Here is a 16,588-nt window from a genome sequence, read left to right as displayed (position 1 = left end):
GCAAAGATAAATGAATCCCTTTTAAATTCTCTTACAATTCTATATTTCTACTATTTTTACCTTGATTTTTGCCTTTTTTTACGTAAACTTGGCAATCTTTTATGGAAAAGATAATAGACTTCATTGCGAAGTTGACATCTTTAAACAACTTAAAAACTAAAATACTAGTATTATGGCAGACTCAACAGTCAATCAATCAAATGACCCACAAATGTTTGGGCATCCAAAAGGATTATTTTATCTGTTCTTTGCAGAATTATGGGAACGATTTAGTTTCTATGGAATGAGAGCGTTATTAACGCTTTACATGGTTGAAGAAATTTTTAAAGCATTGGCTGAACGTGATACTGCAACAGCAGTTGTTTATGCTTCATATGGATCTATGGTTTATGCATCCACAGTAATTGGAGGGCAAATATCTGATAAAATATTAGGGCTTAGAAGCTCTATTTTCTTAGGGGGAATCTTAATGGCTGTTGGACATTTTGTGCTAGCCGTTGAAAATGACATCGCATTTTTCTTAGCATTGGCGTTTATTATTGTTGGAAACGGGTTTTTTAAGCCCAATATTTCAACATTTGTAGGTGCTTTATACAAGGATGGAGATGTAAGAAAAGACTCTGGGTTTACCATCTTTTATATGGGAATCAACATAGGTGGTTGGGTTGCTCCCCTGCTATGTGGTTGGTTAGCTGTTAAATATGGTTACCACTATGGTTTCGGATTGGCTGGAATTGGAATGTTAACAGGATTGATTTTCTTTTGGAGTGGAATTAAGAAAAATATCTTTGGAGACAAAGGTTTACCACCAAATCAAGAGGTATATGAAAAGAAAGTGATTGGAATCCCTCAAAAACAACTGATTCCGATGATTTCAATTTTATGTGTCCCTGTAATCGCATACATTTTAGCTTCTTACAAAGCAATTGCTGGTGGAGACTCTTTCTTGGGTGACGAAACAATTGTAGGACTTATTTTTAAATTAATTGGTGTTGGAGTACTCTTCTACTTAGGTAGTATTATGATGAAAGCTACTCTTGAAGAACGTAAAAAATTGTTCATGGCCGTATTAATTACATTCTTTATGACTATGTTTTGGGGATTCCATGAACTTTCTGGAAGTGTAATTACCCTATTCGCATCAAGAAATGTTTCTTTAGAAGGTATTATGACCGCTGCTCAAACAAACTCTTTGAACTCGATGTTTATCATTATCCTAGCGATTCCAATTTCTTTATTGTGGGCATACTTAACCAAAAAGAATTTAAACCCAAGGACTCCTTATAAATTTGGTTTGGGATTGGTATTAGCAGGTCTAAGTTTTTATATTTTATCTTTGAGTAAAGGAAGTGCGGATGAAAACGGAATGGTTCCTTTTGCTTATTTATTAATCATGTATTTTATTATCTCTATTGGAGAATTGTTTATGTCTCCTGTTGGGTTATCAAAAATTACAGATTTATCACCTAAAAAGATAGTAGCTTTTATGATGGGAATTTGGTTCTTATCATCGGCTTATGCTTTCCAGATCGTTGGATTTATTGGTAAACAACTTGCCATCGAAAGTACTGATGCAAATGTAGGAGGATTAGACACCTTAGAAGTTTACACAGATGGATTTGCATTAATTGCAACTTACGCTATCGGAGCTGGACTTGTGGTATTGATATTTTCTCCATTGATGAAAAAATTAATGGGTAACGTACATTAACAACTACAAGCTAAACACATCAAACCTCATAAGTTACTTATGAGGTTTTTTTGTTTGTAAAAATCACCGTTAATCTTGTCATTTATCTTCATAAAAAACAAAAGCACCTTGGGTTCTGGTATTGTAAAAAGGTAGCTTAAAGTTTTTACATATTTTCTCCCACGCTTCAATACTAGAAGTATAATTTGATCCATCTGCAATTACCAATGATGGAGTAACTGAAAGTATTAAACGCTCTAAATTGATTTTTGGAGATTGCCGTAATAAAACAATTGGATACTCTAACCCATTTAACTGATAAACACCTAGACTGTCTACGATGAGTAACTTTTTGTTTGCAAAGCTTATAAGAGAAGGGATTGAATCTATAGCTGTTTGCCTTGTAATTCGCTCACCAATTCTATAGGATTTTAAAAAGCTTGAATGCTTAAGACTAAGGCTATCTAGATTGTGAAAAAGAGTTGCAGTAGTACCTTGCTGATGGATTAAAACAGTTTGCGCAGTTTGATGAAAAACAACAAACTTTCTCTGTTGGCTACTTTGCCATTTTTCTAAAAAGTATAGCGATTGAAAACACAAGATCGCCAACAACAATGACACTAATTTTATAAACTTAGGCTTGCTGATATAGAGAAAAGCAGAAATCAAGCAAGCATACGAAACCAAAAGCAAGGGAGCAGAAAAGGGAATTTCTTCAATAACAAATGCATCTTGACTTGCTATCCATTGAATGATAGCGTTCATAGTTGCAATAATAAAACCATAGGCATCAACTAAAAAAATGGGCACAGCATTAAAAAGAGACAATGCAATAACTAGCAATCCAACAAACAAGATAAATCCTAAACAAGGAACAATTAATAGGTTTGACACTATAAACAAGGCCGGAAATTGATGAAAATAATACAAGCTTATGGGCAACACTGCCAGTTGAGCTGCAATAGAAACAGTGGTTAGCTGCCAAGCTTTTCGAAACAACCATACTTTAGGCTTCCAGATTTTGTAAATTAGGGGCTGCATCCAAACAATACCAAAAACAGCAGCATAACTTAACTGAAACCCCACATCAAACAAAAAAAGAGGATTGTATAGCAACAGCACAAACAAAGAGCTTATCAATGAATGTAAAACTGCAGTCTGACTTTTAAAAATCATTGCGATTGCCACAAATGAAAACATAGTGGTTGCTCTAATCACTGATGAGGACAGGCCTGCTATCAAGGCAAATGCCCACAAAAGCAGTACTAAAAGTATCGTTTTAATATAGGCTCCCTGCTTAAAAAACAACAGCGGCTTAAACAAGGTATTAAAAAGCAAGAGCAAGATTCCGATATGCAATCCAGAAATTGCCAAAATATGTATGGCTCCGGCTTTGGTGTAATCTTCTTGCAACTCTTCTGAGAGTTCGGTTCTTTGCCCTAATAATAAAGCGTTAATGATTCCAAACTCATCCGAAGTGAAATCTAATTTTTTAAGTGCTGTTTGTATCTGTAACCTAGTTTGATCAGCCCATCGTAAAATGGAAAATGCATTAGATTCCTGCATAACCCAATGCCCATTTTTTACAGTCATTCGCTGATAAACGTCCAACTTCTCTAAATAAGCTTTATAATCAAACTGATGTGGATTTAAAGGCCCTTGAACCTTTTCTAAATCTCCATAAACCCATAAAAAATCAGAAAGTATCAAGGTGGGTTTAACAGTATCAATTTGAACCTGAAACAATAGCTTCCCCTTAGCTGTACTTAATCCGATTTGCTTGATTTCTGCTATATAATTAGCTGAATTGGAAGTGGTTTTAAGACGTTTTACTAGCTTAATTAAAACAGGTGTCAACTGCTCAGAACTTTTAGTTTCAAAAGGAATTTGATGCCTAGCTTTCTGAAAATGAACAGAAAAAACTCCGATAAAAACGAAAAACAATCCTGTAAGAATGGTGAACAAAATTTTTTTTCGAATTCTGTGAAACACAAATAAGCAAATCAAAAAGCTCAAAAGCAAGAGCTGTGATTGCATCTTTGTTAAACACCAAAACTCAAACTGGCACTCTAAGTAAATACCAACGAGTAAAGCACCCAAAAAATGGGTGGGAACATAATACTGTAACCTTTTCATAGCAGATGAAAGTTACAAAAAATTATGGAATTACTGGAGTTCGGAAATAATGCTTTTAGCAGCTGTTGCAGACGCCCCCTTACCTCCTAGCTTTTGTTCTAACTCATAATACTCAAGAAACAACTGTTCTCTATAGACAGGATCTAAAATTTTATGAAGTTCTTTGGTAAGTCTTTTTTGATTAAAATCATCCTGAATTAGCTCAGTGACTACTTCTTTGTCCATGATTAAATTTACCAAAGAAATAAACTTAAGTGTAATGATTCTTTTTGCGATTTGATAGGAAATTGCAGAGCCTTTATAACAGACTACCTGTGGCACTTTAAACAAAGCGGTTTCTAAGGTTGCTGTTCCTGAAGTTACGAGCGCTGCGTATGATATGCTTAGCAAATCATAGGTTTTATTGTTGATAAACTTAACATTTGCATCTTTAATAAACTGCTTATAAAATGCATAATCTTGGCTAGGAGCTCCAGCAATGACAAACTCGTAGTCCGAAAAATCTTGAACCAAAGAAAGCATCACAGAGAGCATCTTGGTAATTTCTTGTTTTCTGCTTCCTGGCAACAAGGCGATAATTTTTTTATCTCCAAGTTTGTGTTCTTTTCTAAAGGCAAGCTCTGAGACTTGTTTACGTCCAGAAATTGCATCGATTAAAGGATGACCAACAAAGTGAACATCGAATTGATGCGTGGCATAAAATTCTTTTTCAAAAGGAAGAATTACATGCATTTTATCAATATCTCTTTTAATAGCTTTTACTCTTCCTGCTCTAGAAGCCCAAACCTGTGGAGAGATATAGTAATGTGTTTTATACCCCTGTTGTTTAGCCCATTTTGCAATTCTCAAATTAAAACCAGAATAGTCAATAAAAACAAGTACATCAGGCTGAAACTCTTGAATGTCTTTTTTACAAAAAGCGATGTTTTTAAAAATCGTAGGAATATTTCTAATTACCTCAACAAAACCCATAAAAGCTAACTCCTTATAGTGCTTAACCAAAGTTGCTCCTGCCTCTTGCATCAAGTCTCCACCCCAGCAGTGAATGTTTGCGGTAGGATCTTGTTTTTTCAATTCTTTTATTAGATTTGAACCGTGTAGATCTCCTGAGGCTTCTCCTGCAATTATATAATATTTCATGTGCTGTTTTTGTATCAGAAACTTACAAATCCCATGTGTTTAATTTTTGAATCATATGGTGAGCTGTCATATCAAACTGAACAGGAACCATAGACACATAGCCATTCTCTAAAGCCCAAAGATCAGTATCCTCACCACGGTCTTTATTAACAAACTCTCCAGATAACCAGTAGTATTCTTTTCCAAAAGGACTGGTTCTTTTATCAAAGGTTTCTTTCCAGTTTCCATTTGCTTGCCTACAAACTTTTATCCCTCTAATTTGATCTTCTGGCAAGTTTGGAATATTTACATTAAGCACGGTATCTTCTGGCATTTTATTTTGAAGTGCACTTAATACAATTTGCTTAACAATTTTTTTAGCAGCAGTAAAATCAGCATGCCATTTAAAATCTAATAATGAAAAACCGATGGCTGGAACTCCTTCTATTCCTGCCTCTACGGCTGCACTCATGGTTCCAGAATAAATAACATTAATGGATGAATTAGAACCGTGATTGATTCCAGAAACACACAAATCTGGTTTTCTGTTTAAAATTTCATTGACCGCCATTTTAACACAATCAGCTGGTGTTCCAGAACAACTGTACTCTATTTGCGGGCCATCATCTACAGTGATAGAATTACAATGCAATACATTATCAACGGTAATTGCGTGCCCCATTCCACTTTGAGGACTGTCTGGTGCAACCACAAATACATCACCAATTTCATTCATTACTTCTATCAGAGCTCTAATGCCCGGCGCAGTAATTCCATCATCATTTGTAACAAGGATTAAGGGTCTTTCTTTCATGTAATTTAGTATAGAATTTTAACAAATGTACTACATTTTTGGGGTCTTTTTTTGTTTCACTTTTAACATTTTGTAAAGAATTCCTCGTTCAAATTTTCACTACTATTGTACTGTGAATTGACTGACGATGAAGAGGCTTTTGATTAATCCATAAAATATACCTTCCATCGACTTGTTGAATTCTAAAAGAAAAACAAATTGAACACCCCTACAGAAACCTTAATTTAAGGCCTAATTTCAATTTTAAAAGGTGTCATTACAAAATAAATTAATCCATATAGCATTAGTAAAATTGTCAATAATTTAGTAGTTTGCAAGGACTAATAATAATTGACGACTACCCTACTAAAATAATAAATTAACAGATGAAAAACAGTTATAAAATCTTAATCCCAGTCTTAGCTCTTTTTGTAATGCTTTCAAGTTTTACGCCACAAAAAAATCAGAGTGACCCTGAAAAGGACAGAGTTTTGATTACCGTAATTAAGTATATGCTAAGCAACGGGCATTATTTACCGAAAGATTTAGATGATGATTTTTCAGAAAAAGTTTTTAATAGTTTTATAGAGGGATTAGATCCATCAAAACGCTATTTTACTCAAGAAGATATCGAAGAATTTGGTGTTTATAAATATCAGATTGACAATCAAATAAAAAAATCAGATTTAAGTTTTTACAATTTGGTCTACGCACATTTTACCAATAAAATAAAAAGCGCAAAAAAATACTACGGCCAAATACTAGCAAAGCCTTTTGATTTTTCTAAAAGAGAAATTGTAGAAGTAGATTATTCAAAAACAGCATTTGCTAAAAATGAAAATGAATTAATTGACTACTGGCGTAAACAATTAAAACTAAACACACTTAGCAGAATTCAAGAGCAACAACAATTAGAAGAAGAAAAAGCAAAGGATCAAAAAGGATTTAAAAAGACAGCGTTTAAAACCTTAGAAGAAAATGCCCGAAAAGAAGTCATGAAAAGCATGGATGAGCTTTATATTAGAATAGAAGAGCTTAATAATGAAGATTGGTTTTCTACTTTTTTAAATAGTGTTGTTAGTGGTTTTGATCCACACTCTACCTATATGGCTCCAAACATCAAAGAAAAATTTGATGTAGACATGTCTGGAAAAATTGAAGGAATTGGTGCTCGCCTACAGAAAAAAGGCATCTACACTCATGTTGCAGACATTATCTCTGGAGGCCCAGCTTGGAAACAAGGAGAACTAGAGGCTGGAGACATCATTTTAAAAGTTGCTCAAGCAGAAGGAGAGCCTCTAGATATCGTTGGGATGCGTTTAGACGATGCCATTAAATTTATCAAAGGTAAGAAAGGAACTCAGGTAAAATTAACGGTAAAGAAAAAACTCGATGGTTCTATTAGAATTATTTCTTTAATCAGAGATATTGTAAACATCGATGAAACTTTTGTAAAATCAAGTGTTGTTTATATCGAAGGAAAAAAATTCGGACTAATTGATTTACCTCAATTTTATATTGACTTTAGCGGAAAAACCACCAGTGATTCTGCCAAAGACATGGAAAAAGAAATTGAGAATCTTAAAAAAGAAAACGTACAAGGCCTACTAATCGATTTGAGAAATAACGGTGGAGGTTCATTAAAAACCGCCATTGAAATATCTGGATTGTTTATTGATAAAGGCCCTGTGGTACAAGTTAAATATAGAGGAGAAAGCCCAATTGTAAAGGATGATGAAGACCCTAAAATCCAATGGGATGGTCCGTTGGTTATCTTAGTAAATGAGTTCTCTGCATCTGCTTCAGAAATTTTTGCTGCTGCCATGCAAGACTACAATCGTGCAGTCATCATTGGTGGTAATCAAACCTATGGCAAGGGAACTGTACAAAATATTTTACCTATCAACCAATTCTATCCAAAGTATGAAAAAGACTTAGGTTTCTTAAAAATGACCATTCAAAAATTTTACCGCGTCAATGGAGGATCAACCCAAAAAGAAGGGGTTTATTCTGATATAGCCATGCCGTCTAAGTACAGCTACATGAAAGTAGGAGAAAGAGATCTTGAAGGAGCACTTGAATGGGACAAAGTAGCTAAGGCAAATTATACCACTGCCAACTCATATAGTAATTTTAATGAAGTTGTGAATCAAAGTAAAGAGCGAATCATGAAAAATTCGCAGTTTAAATTGATCAATGAATATGCTAAATGGTTAAAAGAAGGTCAAGACAAAACTTCGTATTCTTTAAATTATAAAGACTTTGTTAAAGACAATAAGCAGTTTGAAAATGCTGCAAAAAAGTTTACAACTGCATTTAAATTTGATTCTCATCTTAGTTTTAACTCACCAAAAAGTGAACTTCCTTTGCTTCAAAAAGATTCTGTGATTGCAAGTAAAAGAGAAGCATGGCATAAAAATTTAGCCAAAGACATCTATGTAACTGAAGCCTTAACAGTATTGAGCCAGTTAAAAATGAGAAACAAAGGCCAAATGGTTAAAAACTAATCCCCTTAGCGTAGAGAATATGAAATTTAATGTTGTTTTTGCCACAAAATGGGCTGATTTTGACCCAAATAGACATATGCGCCATACGGCCTATAATGATTATGCTGCAGAAGTACGAGTTCGATTTTTTAAAGCACAGGGTTTTTCTGTAGAAAGTTTTGCCCAAGAAAATTTAGGTCCTATTTTATTTAAAGAAGAAACTTCTTTTTATAAAGAAATTCACCTGGGCGAGAACATTACAGTAGACCTTAGCTTAAAAGCAGTATCTAAAAATTTAGAACGCTGGAAATTAGAGCATCACATTTTTAATGAACAAGGAAAATTATCGGCTACCGTAAATGTTTATGGTGCTTGGATCGACCTAAGTAAAAGAAAATTAGCAGTTCCTTCAGAAAAATTTAAAGATCTCTTTTCTTCTTTAGAGAAAACAGCAGATTTTGATGAAATAATTGTGAAGTCTTAAATGTTAAAAAAAACTTAATTTTTTGGTTTAGACACAAATAACAGATAGGTTTGTTTAGAATTGCCACTTTTAAAATTGGCTTTTTTACAACTAACTAAATTATTTGTTATTATGCGCAAACAAACTACATTCCTATCTTATTTTTTAGGGATTTCTTTCTGCTTAGCTACCGTACAACTTTCGGCACAAACCGATTACAGTAACTATAGCAAACTCAGTCAAAAAATTAAGAACCTACAGCGAAGCTATTCGTCTAGTAGTAGTTTAAAAACCCTAACTAGGACAGTTGGAGGTCATGAAATCTTAGCACTTACCCTATCTAAAGGTGATGCAAAAAACAAACCAGCTATTGCCATCGTAAGTGGTGTAGACGGCAGGTATCTTTTAGGCCCAGAAATGGCAGTAAATATTGCTGAAAACATCCTAAAAAACCACGCAGATGTCTTAGAAACAACAACTTTTTACATCTTTCCTAATATGAGTCCTAATGCTACAGAAAATTACTTTTCAAAGCTAAAGCACTATGGAAACGGAAATGCCAAGAGTACAGATGATGATAGAGACGGTGATTTTAATGAAGATGGTTTTGATGATTTAAACAAGGATGGTGTTATAACCATGATGCGTATTGAAGACCCTACTGGTACCTATATCAAATTAAAAGAAGATGAGCGTATCTTAGTTGAGGCAGACATTAACAAAGGAGAAAAAGGAGCTTACAGAATCTTATCAGAAGGAATAGATAATGATAAAGACGGATCTTTTAATGAAGATGGAAAAGGTGGAATTCAGTTTAACAAAAACTTTAGCTATGACTTTCCGTATTTTACTGCAGGTGCTGGAGAACACCCAGTTTCTGAAAAGGAAAACAGAGCTTTGTTAGACTTTTTATATGAGCAGTGGAATATTTATTCTGTAATTACTTTAGGTCCAGAAAATAATTTATCTACTCCATTAAAATACAATGCTGGAGGAGCAAAAAAACGTGTTGTTAGTAGTGTTTTAAAAGATGATGCAGCTTTAAACAAGTTTTTATCTGATAAATACAATAAAACTACAGGAACAAAAGACGCTCCAAGCTCTACAGGTAATGGAGGTAGTTTCTTTGAGTGGTCTTACTTTCACTTTGGAAAACTAGCCTTGAGTACTCCAGGTTGGTGGGTTCCTAAATTTAAAGGTGACTCTATTAAGAAAGCTTCAAAAAACACAGATGTTAACTTTTTGCGTTGGGCAGCTAAAGAAGGTATTAAAAATAGCTTTGTTGATTGGAAGCAAGTAAATCATCCTGATTTCCCAAATCAAAAAGTTGAAGTTGGAGGAATTGCTCCTTACAAGATGCTAAACCCTCCTTACAAATACGTTAAAGAGATTAGTGATAAGCATACAGACTTTATCTTAGAATTAGTAAAAATGCAAGCTTCAATTAGCTTAGAAAATTTACTGGTAGAAAAAGTAAATAACGGATTTACTAGAATCACTGTTGATGTTCACAATGCTGGAATTTTACCTACACACACAGAAATGGGTAAACGTTCTCGTTGGTTGCGAAAAATTAAAGTAGCCCTTAATCTTCAAAAAGGTCAAGAAATTATTACAGGTAGAAAAATTACTCTTGTTGGAAGTATTGATGGAGGAAGTTCTGTGAAATTTACTTGGTTGATTAAAGGAAAAGGTAGTGTTGGTTTAGAAGCTGGTGCTGCACATACTGGTACAAAAAAGGCAACAATTCAATTAAAATAAAAGTTTAAAGAACATGAAATTACAAACATATATTCGCAAATCGTTGTTGCTTTTGATGCTTTTCCCACTAGCTATCAACGCACAAAAAAGTGATGAAATTTTTAGAGCTGCAGGATCACCACACAATCCAAAGGTTCAAATATCATTTAATAGATACTACACTTCTGAGGGCTTAGCTGCTTTAGGAAAAAAGATTGCTGATGCACATCCCAATCTTGTAAAAAGACAATCAATCGGGAAGTCTGCATTTGGAAAAGACATTTGGATGCTAGCCATAACCAATTACAAAGTTGGAGATGCTGACAGAAAACCTGGATTTTATGTTGATGGTAACATCCACTCTAATGAAATTCAAGGTGGTGAGATTTCTATCTATACCGCTTGGTATTTAACAGAAAATTTTGGAGACAACGATTATATAACAAAGATGTTAAACGATCGTGTTTTCTATATCGTTCCTACCATCAATCCAGATGCTAGAAATAATTATATGAAAGAGCCTAACACAGGGAGCAGCCCTAGATCTGGAATGATTCCTTTGGATGATGACAGAGATGGTTTGTTTGACGAGGATGGTTATGATGATTTAGACGGAGATGGCTCTATAACTCAAATGAGAAGAAAGAGTCCAAACGGAACTATGATTATTGACCCAACAGACCCAAGAAAAATGATTGGTGTTGGACCAGATGATGTAGTAACTGCTCAACGTTATGAATTTTTAGGTAGCGAAGGAATTGATAATGATGGCGATGGAAGAATTAATGAAGACACCCATGGGTATTATGACCCAAATAGAGATTGGGGTTGGAAATGGCAACCAGATTACATCCAAAGAGGAGCGTATAAATATCCTTTTTCTTTACCAGAAAATAGAGCAGTAGCTGATTTTGTATTAAAACACCCAAATATTGCAGGTGCACAAAGTTTTCACAATTCAGGAGGTATGATTCTTCGTGGTCCTGGAGCACAAGAAGATTTATCTACCTATAACAGACAAGACATTCGTATTTACGATGCTATTGGTAAAAAAGGAGAAAAAATGATTCCTGGATACCGTTACTTAACAGTATATAAAGATTTGTATTCTGTTTTTGGTGGTGAGCTAGACTGGTTTTATGGAAGTAGAGGGGTTTACACCTTTACCAATGAAATTTTTACTCCTTTTGCGTATTACAAAGACAAAAATGGAGGAAGAAACCAAACCTACGACTTTGACAAAGATCTTTTAATGAATGATGCGTTTACCTCTTGGAAAACTTTTAATCACCCTACCTACGGAGAAGTAGAAATTGGAGGATTTAAAAAGAACTTTGGAAGAGCAACTCCTGGTTTTTTACTAGAAGAAGAAGCTCATAGAAATATGGCCTTTACTTTTTACCATGCATACCACATGCCTAATCTTTCTATCCCAACCATAGAAGAGAAAAAATTAAGTGGTGGTTTAAAAGAGATTACTGTATCGATCCAAAACGATCGTTTGATGCCAACACATGCAAGTCAAGATTTAAAATACAAAATTACAAGACCTGATTACGTAAGTATTTCTGGTGTTAATGTAATTGCTGGAATGCATGTTTTAGATGATGATTTTAATGTAACAGAAGAGCAAAAAACGAATCCTGCTAAAATGAGAGTGGCAAACATACCTGGAAACAGTATTATTAAAATACGTTGGATAGTTAAAGGAAACTCTAAATACACGATTACAGTTGATAGTGCTAAAGGTGGTGTAGTTACCAAGAAAAGCAACTAAATTTATTACCCCAAATACCTTAACTAAGTAAAAAAGCCTCACAATTAATTGTGAGGCTTTTTTTAATACCAGCGTTTCTTTTTCTTTTTTGAAGCTTCAGACTTGCGTCCTTTTCTGTACTTACTCCCATTAGAAGTATGTACTTCGGGTTTGGCTTTTGGATCTAAAGGATAAGGATGATCATCCTCAACATCAAGTTCTTTATTGATTAGCTTTTGAATAGATGCTATATAATCCTTTTCATCAGCAGAGCAAAATGAATAGGCAATCCCAGTTTCTCCTGCTCTACCTGTTCTACCAATTCTGTGAACGTAAGTTTCAGAAATATTTGGCAAATCAAAATTGATAACCGCATCGACATTTTTTACATCGATTCCTCTCGCGGCAACATCCGTAGCTATTAAAATATTAATCTCTTTATTTTTAAATTTTTGCAAAGCTTCTTGACGCAAAGTCTGCGCTTTATCACCATGGATGCTATCTGCCTTATATCCGTTTCTTAAGAGTGTCTTTTCTAATTTATCAACACCGTATTTAGTACGTCTAAATATAATTACGGTGCCTTTTATGGTGTTTCTAAGCAAATGCAAACACAGTTCTATCTTCTGAGGTTTTGGAACATAATACAACCATTGTTGCACTGCTTTTACTGTTGATGAAGTTGGCGATACTTCAACCTTTTCTGGATCTTTTAATATGGTTTTAGCCAAGGCTTCTACCTTAAATGGAAAGGTTGCAGAAAACAAAAGAGTTTGTTTCGTTTCTGGACACAAACGCTCAATTTTTTTAACATCATCAATAAAGCCCATGTCTAACATCAAATCAGCTTCATCCAATACCAAAGTTTCTATATAGTCTAAATTGATATAATCCTGTTTGTGAAGATCTAACAGCCTTCCGGGTGTAGCAATTAAAATATCAACACCTTTTCTAAGTTGTTCTTTTTGAGGTTCAAAAGAAGTTCCTCCAAAAATTACAGTAGTTCTTAGATTGGTATAACGGCTATAGCTTTTAAAATTTTCTTCTATTTGCAAGGCCAGTTCTCTAGTAGGACTCACCACCAAGGCACGTATTTTTTTCCCTTTTTTAGAGGCATCTTGTTTGCTGTACAATTGCTGCAATATTGGCAGCGCAAAAGCAGCTGTTTTACCAGTACCTGTTTGGGCAGAGGCAATCAAGTCTTTTCTTTCTAAGATTAGAGGAATGGCTTGTTGCTGCACCAAAGTAGGAGTTTCATATCCTTTTTCAATGATGGCTTTTAAAATGGGTTTGTTTAAGGCTAACTCTTTAAACTGCATAGAATTGTATTAGAGCACAAAGATACAGTAAAAAGTGATGCTACTTTAAAGCCTAAGACAACAATTACACTATACAATAGCTTAAAAAAAAAGGAGACACTCTCATGACTCCTTTTTCAATACTATTTTTGTATTTATTTTTTTAGATAGCCAGCAACTGTCAAAACAATGGCTGCACCTATAACCCCAGTAAGTAAATCTCCTAAAATTCCATCTAGTGCATGAAAACCAAGCAAATTAAAAAGCCAGCTTCCAACAGCACTCCCAAGGATCCCTAAAACGACATTCATTAAAAAGCCGTAGCCGCCACCTCGCATCATCTTACCTGCTAAAAAACCGGCCAAAGCACCAATCAAAATTGTGTATAACATACTATCAAAAAATTAAAGTTAAATGCTTAAAGATACAAAAAGTAAACACTTCAGTTAAAAAAATGACCAATCATACAATTCTAACTAATTCTGATTCCGAATAACATCTTTTGTTTCTACGACTCCGATACTTACAACACGTTTAATTTTTCCCTTTGTAATAATTGTCAACTCTCCTAAAACTTCATTTTTAAGCTCTTGTGCTTTAATTGAATCCTTTTTAAATCCTACATAGTCATTCAACTTCTTTTTAACTTCTGCTCGTTTGGAAAAATACGTAGATGAATTTGAATATTGTAAATTGTTCCTTTCTAGTAAGCGTAATACCTTTTTATATTTACCACTATTCATGTAGGCTTCTATACCTTGAAACTCTAATTCAACCTTTTCCACATCCTCAATAAAATTAAAGAAAATTTTATATTTTTTATCAATTGCAACTCCATTAGACAGGGTTGGGTTCCACAGTTTTGATGTGGCCTGTACAGCCAAAAGTGCATTGAGAGCAAGAATTCGTTCCTTAAAATTCTCAGGAAATGGATCTACAACTTCTCCATCTTTAGTGATGGTAAACGATACGGTCACTTTTCCGTTAGGGACATCAATATCTTTAATACGACTGAGGATGTCTTCACTTAAAAATTTGGCAAGCGATTCATTTTTAAAAGTAGCTGGGGTTTGTTTAATTTGAGCAGTTAAAGGGGACAAAAAAAGCAACACCAAGCATACCATTGCAAGGTTAGTTTTCATAATTTTTTTTTCTAAATATACTAAAAATAAAAAAAGTCCACTAAAGGCCCTTTCAAAATTTAAAATAATCAAAACAGTTTTAGGCACAAAAAAAGCTCTTCGATTATGAAGAGCTTCTTACTAAGTACAGGCGGAGAGACTCACTTCGACTTCGCTCAGCATAAACTTCTCGTCTCTCCCAAGTTTTTATTAAGTTTTAGGCATAAAAAAAGCCCTTCGATTATGAAGAGCTTCTTACAAAGTACAGGCGGAGAGACTCACTTCGACTTCGCTCAGCATAAACTTCTCGTCTCTCCCAAGTTTTCATTAAGTTTTAGGCATAAAAAAAGCCCTTCGATTATGAAGAGCTTCTTACTAAGTACAGGCGGAGAGACTCGAACTCTCACACCTCGCGGCACTAGATCCTAAGTCTAGCGTGTCTACCAATTCCACCACGCCTGCAGGATTACAGAAACTGTTTCTGTAAAAGGTGTGCAAATATAAACAATCTTCATAAAATGCAAAGAAGTTCTTTAGGAATTTTAGTATTTTTGATAAACAACAAGAAAAACCTATGCAAAACATACAAGACTATATCACAAAAAACAAAGAACGTTTTATAAATGAGCTAATCGAACTCTTAAAAATGCCCTCGGTAAGCGCTGATTCTGCCTATAACCAAGATGTTTTAAATACGGCAGATGCTGTAAAAGAAAGTTTAGAAAAAGCCGGTTGTGACTTTGTTGAACTTTGTGAAACCCCAGGGTACCCGATTGTTTATGGAGAAAAAATAATCGACCCTAAATTACCAACCGTTTTAGTTTACGGTCATTACGATGTTCAACCTGCAGATCCTATTAACTTATGGGATTCTCCTCCTTTTGAACCCGTAATTAAAACAACAAAAAACCATCCACAAGGTGCCATTTTTGCACGTGGAGCTTGTGATGACAAAGGCCAGATGTACATGCACGTAAAGGCTTTAGAATACATGACCTCTACAGGAAATCTACCTTGCAATGTAAAGTTTATGATTGAAGGTGAAGAAGAAGTTGGATCAGAAAGTCTAAGTTGGTTTGTGCCTAGAAATATAGAAAAACTAGCCAACGATGTCATTTTAATTTCTGATACAGGAATGATTGCAAATGATATCCCTTCTATTACCACGGGCTTAAGAGGATTGAGCTATGTAGAAGTAGAAGTGACCGGTCCAAACAGAGATTTACATTCTGGTTTGTACGGAGGTGCTGTGGCAAATCCGATTAATATTTTAACAAAAATGATAGCCTCTTTGCACGATGAAAACAATCATATTACCATTCCTGGTTTTTATGACAAGGTAGAGGACTTATCACTAGAAGAACGAGCAGAAATGGCCAAAGCTCCTTTTTCTTTAGAGAAGTATCAAGATGCATTAGATATTCAATCAGTATATGGTGAAAAAGGCTACACCACTAATGAGCGAAACGCTATTAGACCAACTTTAGATGTGAATGGAATTTGGGGAGGCTATACAGGCGAAGGCGCCAAAACCGTAATTGCCTCAAAAGCCTATGCAAAAATATCGATGCGATTGGTACCAAATCAAGATTGGAAAGAAATTACAAACCTCTTTAAAAATCATTTTGAAAGTATTGCACCCTCAGCCGTTAGTGTTAAAGTAACACCTCACCACGGAGGTCAAGGCTATGTAACTCCAATAGATAATGTTGGTTACCAAGCAGCCAGCAAAGCCTATGAGGCTACCTTTGGCAAAACGCCAATTCCACAAAGAAGTGGAGGAAGTATTCCTATTGTTGCCTTGTTTGAAGAGCACTTAAAAAGCAAAATTATCTTAATGGGTTTTGGCTTAGATTCTGATGCAATTCACTCTCCAAACGAGCATTTTGGTGTCTTTAATTATTTAAAAGGAATCGAAACTATTCCGCTGTTTTACAAGCACTTTACTGAACTAAAAACACAATAATTAACGGTTTTTTAACTAAA

12 protein-coding genes and 1 tRNA gene are annotated in these 16,588 nt (G+C 34.6%); 6 read left to right on the top strand and 7 right to left on the bottom strand.

What is annotated here, in order from left to right:
• The first annotated feature begins 172 nt into the window (after positions 1-172).
• Entirely contained in the window at positions 173-1,711 is a 1,539-nt protein-coding gene (locus WHC90_RS10805; RefSeq protein ID WP_188598474.1) for a peptide MFS transporter, read from the top strand.
• Positions 1,712-1,789: 78 nt separating this feature from the next.
• Here WHC90_RS10805 and WHC90_RS10800 read toward each other — a convergent pair whose 3' ends face one another.
• From WHC90_RS10800 to surE, 3 genes are all read right to left on the bottom strand, one after another.
• On the bottom strand, positions 1,790-3,727 hold the full coding sequence (locus tag WHC90_RS10800) for a ComEC/Rec2 family competence protein (protein WP_262890149.1): 1,938 nt from the start codon (positions 3,725-3,727) through the stop codon (positions 1,790-1,792).
• Between the two features lie 129 nt (positions 3,728-3,856).
• The gene (gene lpxB, locus WHC90_RS10795; protein WP_188598472.1) at positions 3,857-4,966 is read right to left on the bottom strand and encodes a lipid-A-disaccharide synthase; all 1,110 of its coding nucleotides are present in this window, start codon (positions 4,964-4,966) and stop codon (positions 3,857-3,859) included.
• Between the two features lie 22 nt (positions 4,967-4,988).
• A complete protein-coding gene (gene surE / locus WHC90_RS10790) occupies positions 4,989-5,759 on the bottom strand; it encodes a 5'/3'-nucleotidase SurE (protein WP_188598471.1) in 771 nt (256 codons plus the stop codon).
• 365 nt (positions 5,760-6,124) lie between these two features.
• On the opposite strand from surE, the gene WHC90_RS10785 reads away from it, so the two are divergent.
• The 4 genes from WHC90_RS10785 to WHC90_RS10770 all read left to right on the top strand — a co-directional run bounded on the left by WHC90_RS10785 (position 6,125) and on the right by WHC90_RS10770 (position 12,204).
• Positions 6,125-8,245, top strand: a complete 2,121-nt coding sequence (locus WHC90_RS10785) for a carboxy terminal-processing peptidase (RefSeq protein ID WP_188598470.1) — start codon at positions 6,125-6,127, stop codon at positions 8,243-8,245.
• Between the two features lie 19 nt (positions 8,246-8,264).
• Positions 8,265-8,708: an acyl-CoA thioesterase gene (locus WHC90_RS10780; RefSeq protein WP_188598469.1), complete on the top strand. Its 444-nt coding sequence runs from the start codon at positions 8,265-8,267 to the stop codon at positions 8,706-8,708.
• A gap of 111 nt (positions 8,709-8,819) precedes the next feature.
• Positions 8,820-10,448, top strand: coding sequence for a M14 family metallopeptidase (locus tag WHC90_RS10775; RefSeq protein ID WP_188598468.1), 1,629 nt, complete (start codon positions 8,820-8,822; stop codon positions 10,446-10,448).
• Between the two features lie 13 nt (positions 10,449-10,461).
• A complete protein-coding gene (locus WHC90_RS10770) occupies positions 10,462-12,204 on the top strand; it encodes a M14 family metallopeptidase (protein ID WP_188598467.1) in 1,743 nt (580 codons plus the stop codon).
• A 62-nt stretch (positions 12,205-12,266) separates the two neighbouring features.
• Here WHC90_RS10770 and WHC90_RS10765 read toward each other — a convergent pair whose 3' ends face one another.
• From WHC90_RS10765 to WHC90_RS10750, 4 genes are all read right to left on the bottom strand, one after another.
• Positions 12,267-13,502 (bottom strand): DEAD/DEAH box helicase, encoded by a 1,236-nt coding sequence (locus tag WHC90_RS10765; RefSeq protein WP_188598466.1) that lies wholly within the window; start codon positions 13,500-13,502, stop codon positions 12,267-12,269.
• A 134-nt stretch (positions 13,503-13,636) separates the two neighbouring features.
• Positions 13,637-13,873, bottom strand: a complete 237-nt coding sequence (locus WHC90_RS10760; RefSeq protein ID WP_188598465.1) for a GlsB/YeaQ/YmgE family stress response membrane protein — start codon at positions 13,871-13,873, stop codon at positions 13,637-13,639.
• A gap of 84 nt (positions 13,874-13,957) precedes the next feature.
• A complete protein-coding gene (locus WHC90_RS10755; RefSeq protein ID WP_188598464.1) occupies positions 13,958-14,623 on the bottom strand; it encodes a hypothetical protein in 666 nt (221 codons plus the stop codon).
• 359 nt (positions 14,624-14,982) lie between these two features.
• Positions 14,983-15,064 (bottom strand) — tRNA-Leu (locus WHC90_RS10750).
• A 112-nt stretch (positions 15,065-15,176) separates the two neighbouring features.
• Here WHC90_RS10750 and WHC90_RS10745 point away from each other — a divergent pair.
• A complete protein-coding gene (locus WHC90_RS10745) occupies positions 15,177-16,568 on the top strand; it encodes a dipeptidase (RefSeq protein WP_188598463.1) in 1,392 nt (463 codons plus the stop codon).
• Positions 16,569-16,588 lie beyond the last annotated feature (20 nt).

Origin of the sequence: Polaribacter pacificus, assembly GCF_038024035.1 — a bacterium.
Classification (GTDB): Bacteria; Bacteroidota; Bacteroidia; order Flavobacteriales; family Flavobacteriaceae; genus Polaribacter; species Polaribacter pacificus.
Note: the sequence above shows the minus strand (reverse complement) of the source record. Positions and strands in the feature narration are given on the sequence as shown.

What these genes read in the sequence shown, in the direction of transcription:
- WHC90_RS10755 (WP_188598464.1), bottom strand. Translation starts at nt 14,623, where the DNA reads ATGAAAACTAACCTTGCAATGGTATGCTTGGTGTTGCTTTTTTTGTCC.
- WHC90_RS10800 (WP_262890149.1), bottom strand. Translation starts at nt 3,727, where the DNA reads ATGCAATCACAGCTCTTGCTTTTGAGCTTTTTGATTTGCTTATTTGTG.
- surE (WP_188598471.1), bottom strand. Translation starts at nt 5,759, where the DNA reads ATGAAAGAAAGACCCTTAATCCTTGTTACAAATGATGATGGAATTACT.
- WHC90_RS10760 (WP_188598465.1), bottom strand. Translation starts at nt 13,873, where the DNA reads ATGTTATACACAATTTTGATTGGTGCTTTGGCCGGTTTTTTAGCAGGT.
- WHC90_RS10765 (WP_188598466.1), bottom strand. Translation starts at nt 13,502, where the DNA reads ATGCAGTTTAAAGAGTTAGCCTTAAACAAACCCATTTTAAAAGCCATC.
- lpxB (WP_188598472.1), bottom strand. Translation starts at nt 4,966, where the DNA reads ATGAAATATTATATAATTGCAGGAGAAGCCTCAGGAGATCTACACGGT.
- WHC90_RS10805 (WP_188598474.1), top strand. Translation starts at nt 173, where the DNA reads ATGGCAGACTCAACAGTCAATCAATCAAATGACCCACAAATGTTTGGG.
- WHC90_RS10780 (WP_188598469.1), top strand. Translation starts at nt 8,265, where the DNA reads ATGAAATTTAATGTTGTTTTTGCCACAAAATGGGCTGATTTTGACCCA.
- WHC90_RS10785 (WP_188598470.1), top strand. Translation starts at nt 6,125, where the DNA reads ATGAAAAACAGTTATAAAATCTTAATCCCAGTCTTAGCTCTTTTTGTA.
- WHC90_RS10770 (WP_188598467.1), top strand. Translation starts at nt 10,462, where the DNA reads ATGAAATTACAAACATATATTCGCAAATCGTTGTTGCTTTTGATGCTT.
- WHC90_RS10745 (WP_188598463.1), top strand. Translation starts at nt 15,177, where the DNA reads ATGCAAAACATACAAGACTATATCACAAAAAACAAAGAACGTTTTATA.
- WHC90_RS10775 (WP_188598468.1), top strand. Translation starts at nt 8,820, where the DNA reads ATGCGCAAACAAACTACATTCCTATCTTATTTTTTAGGGATTTCTTTC.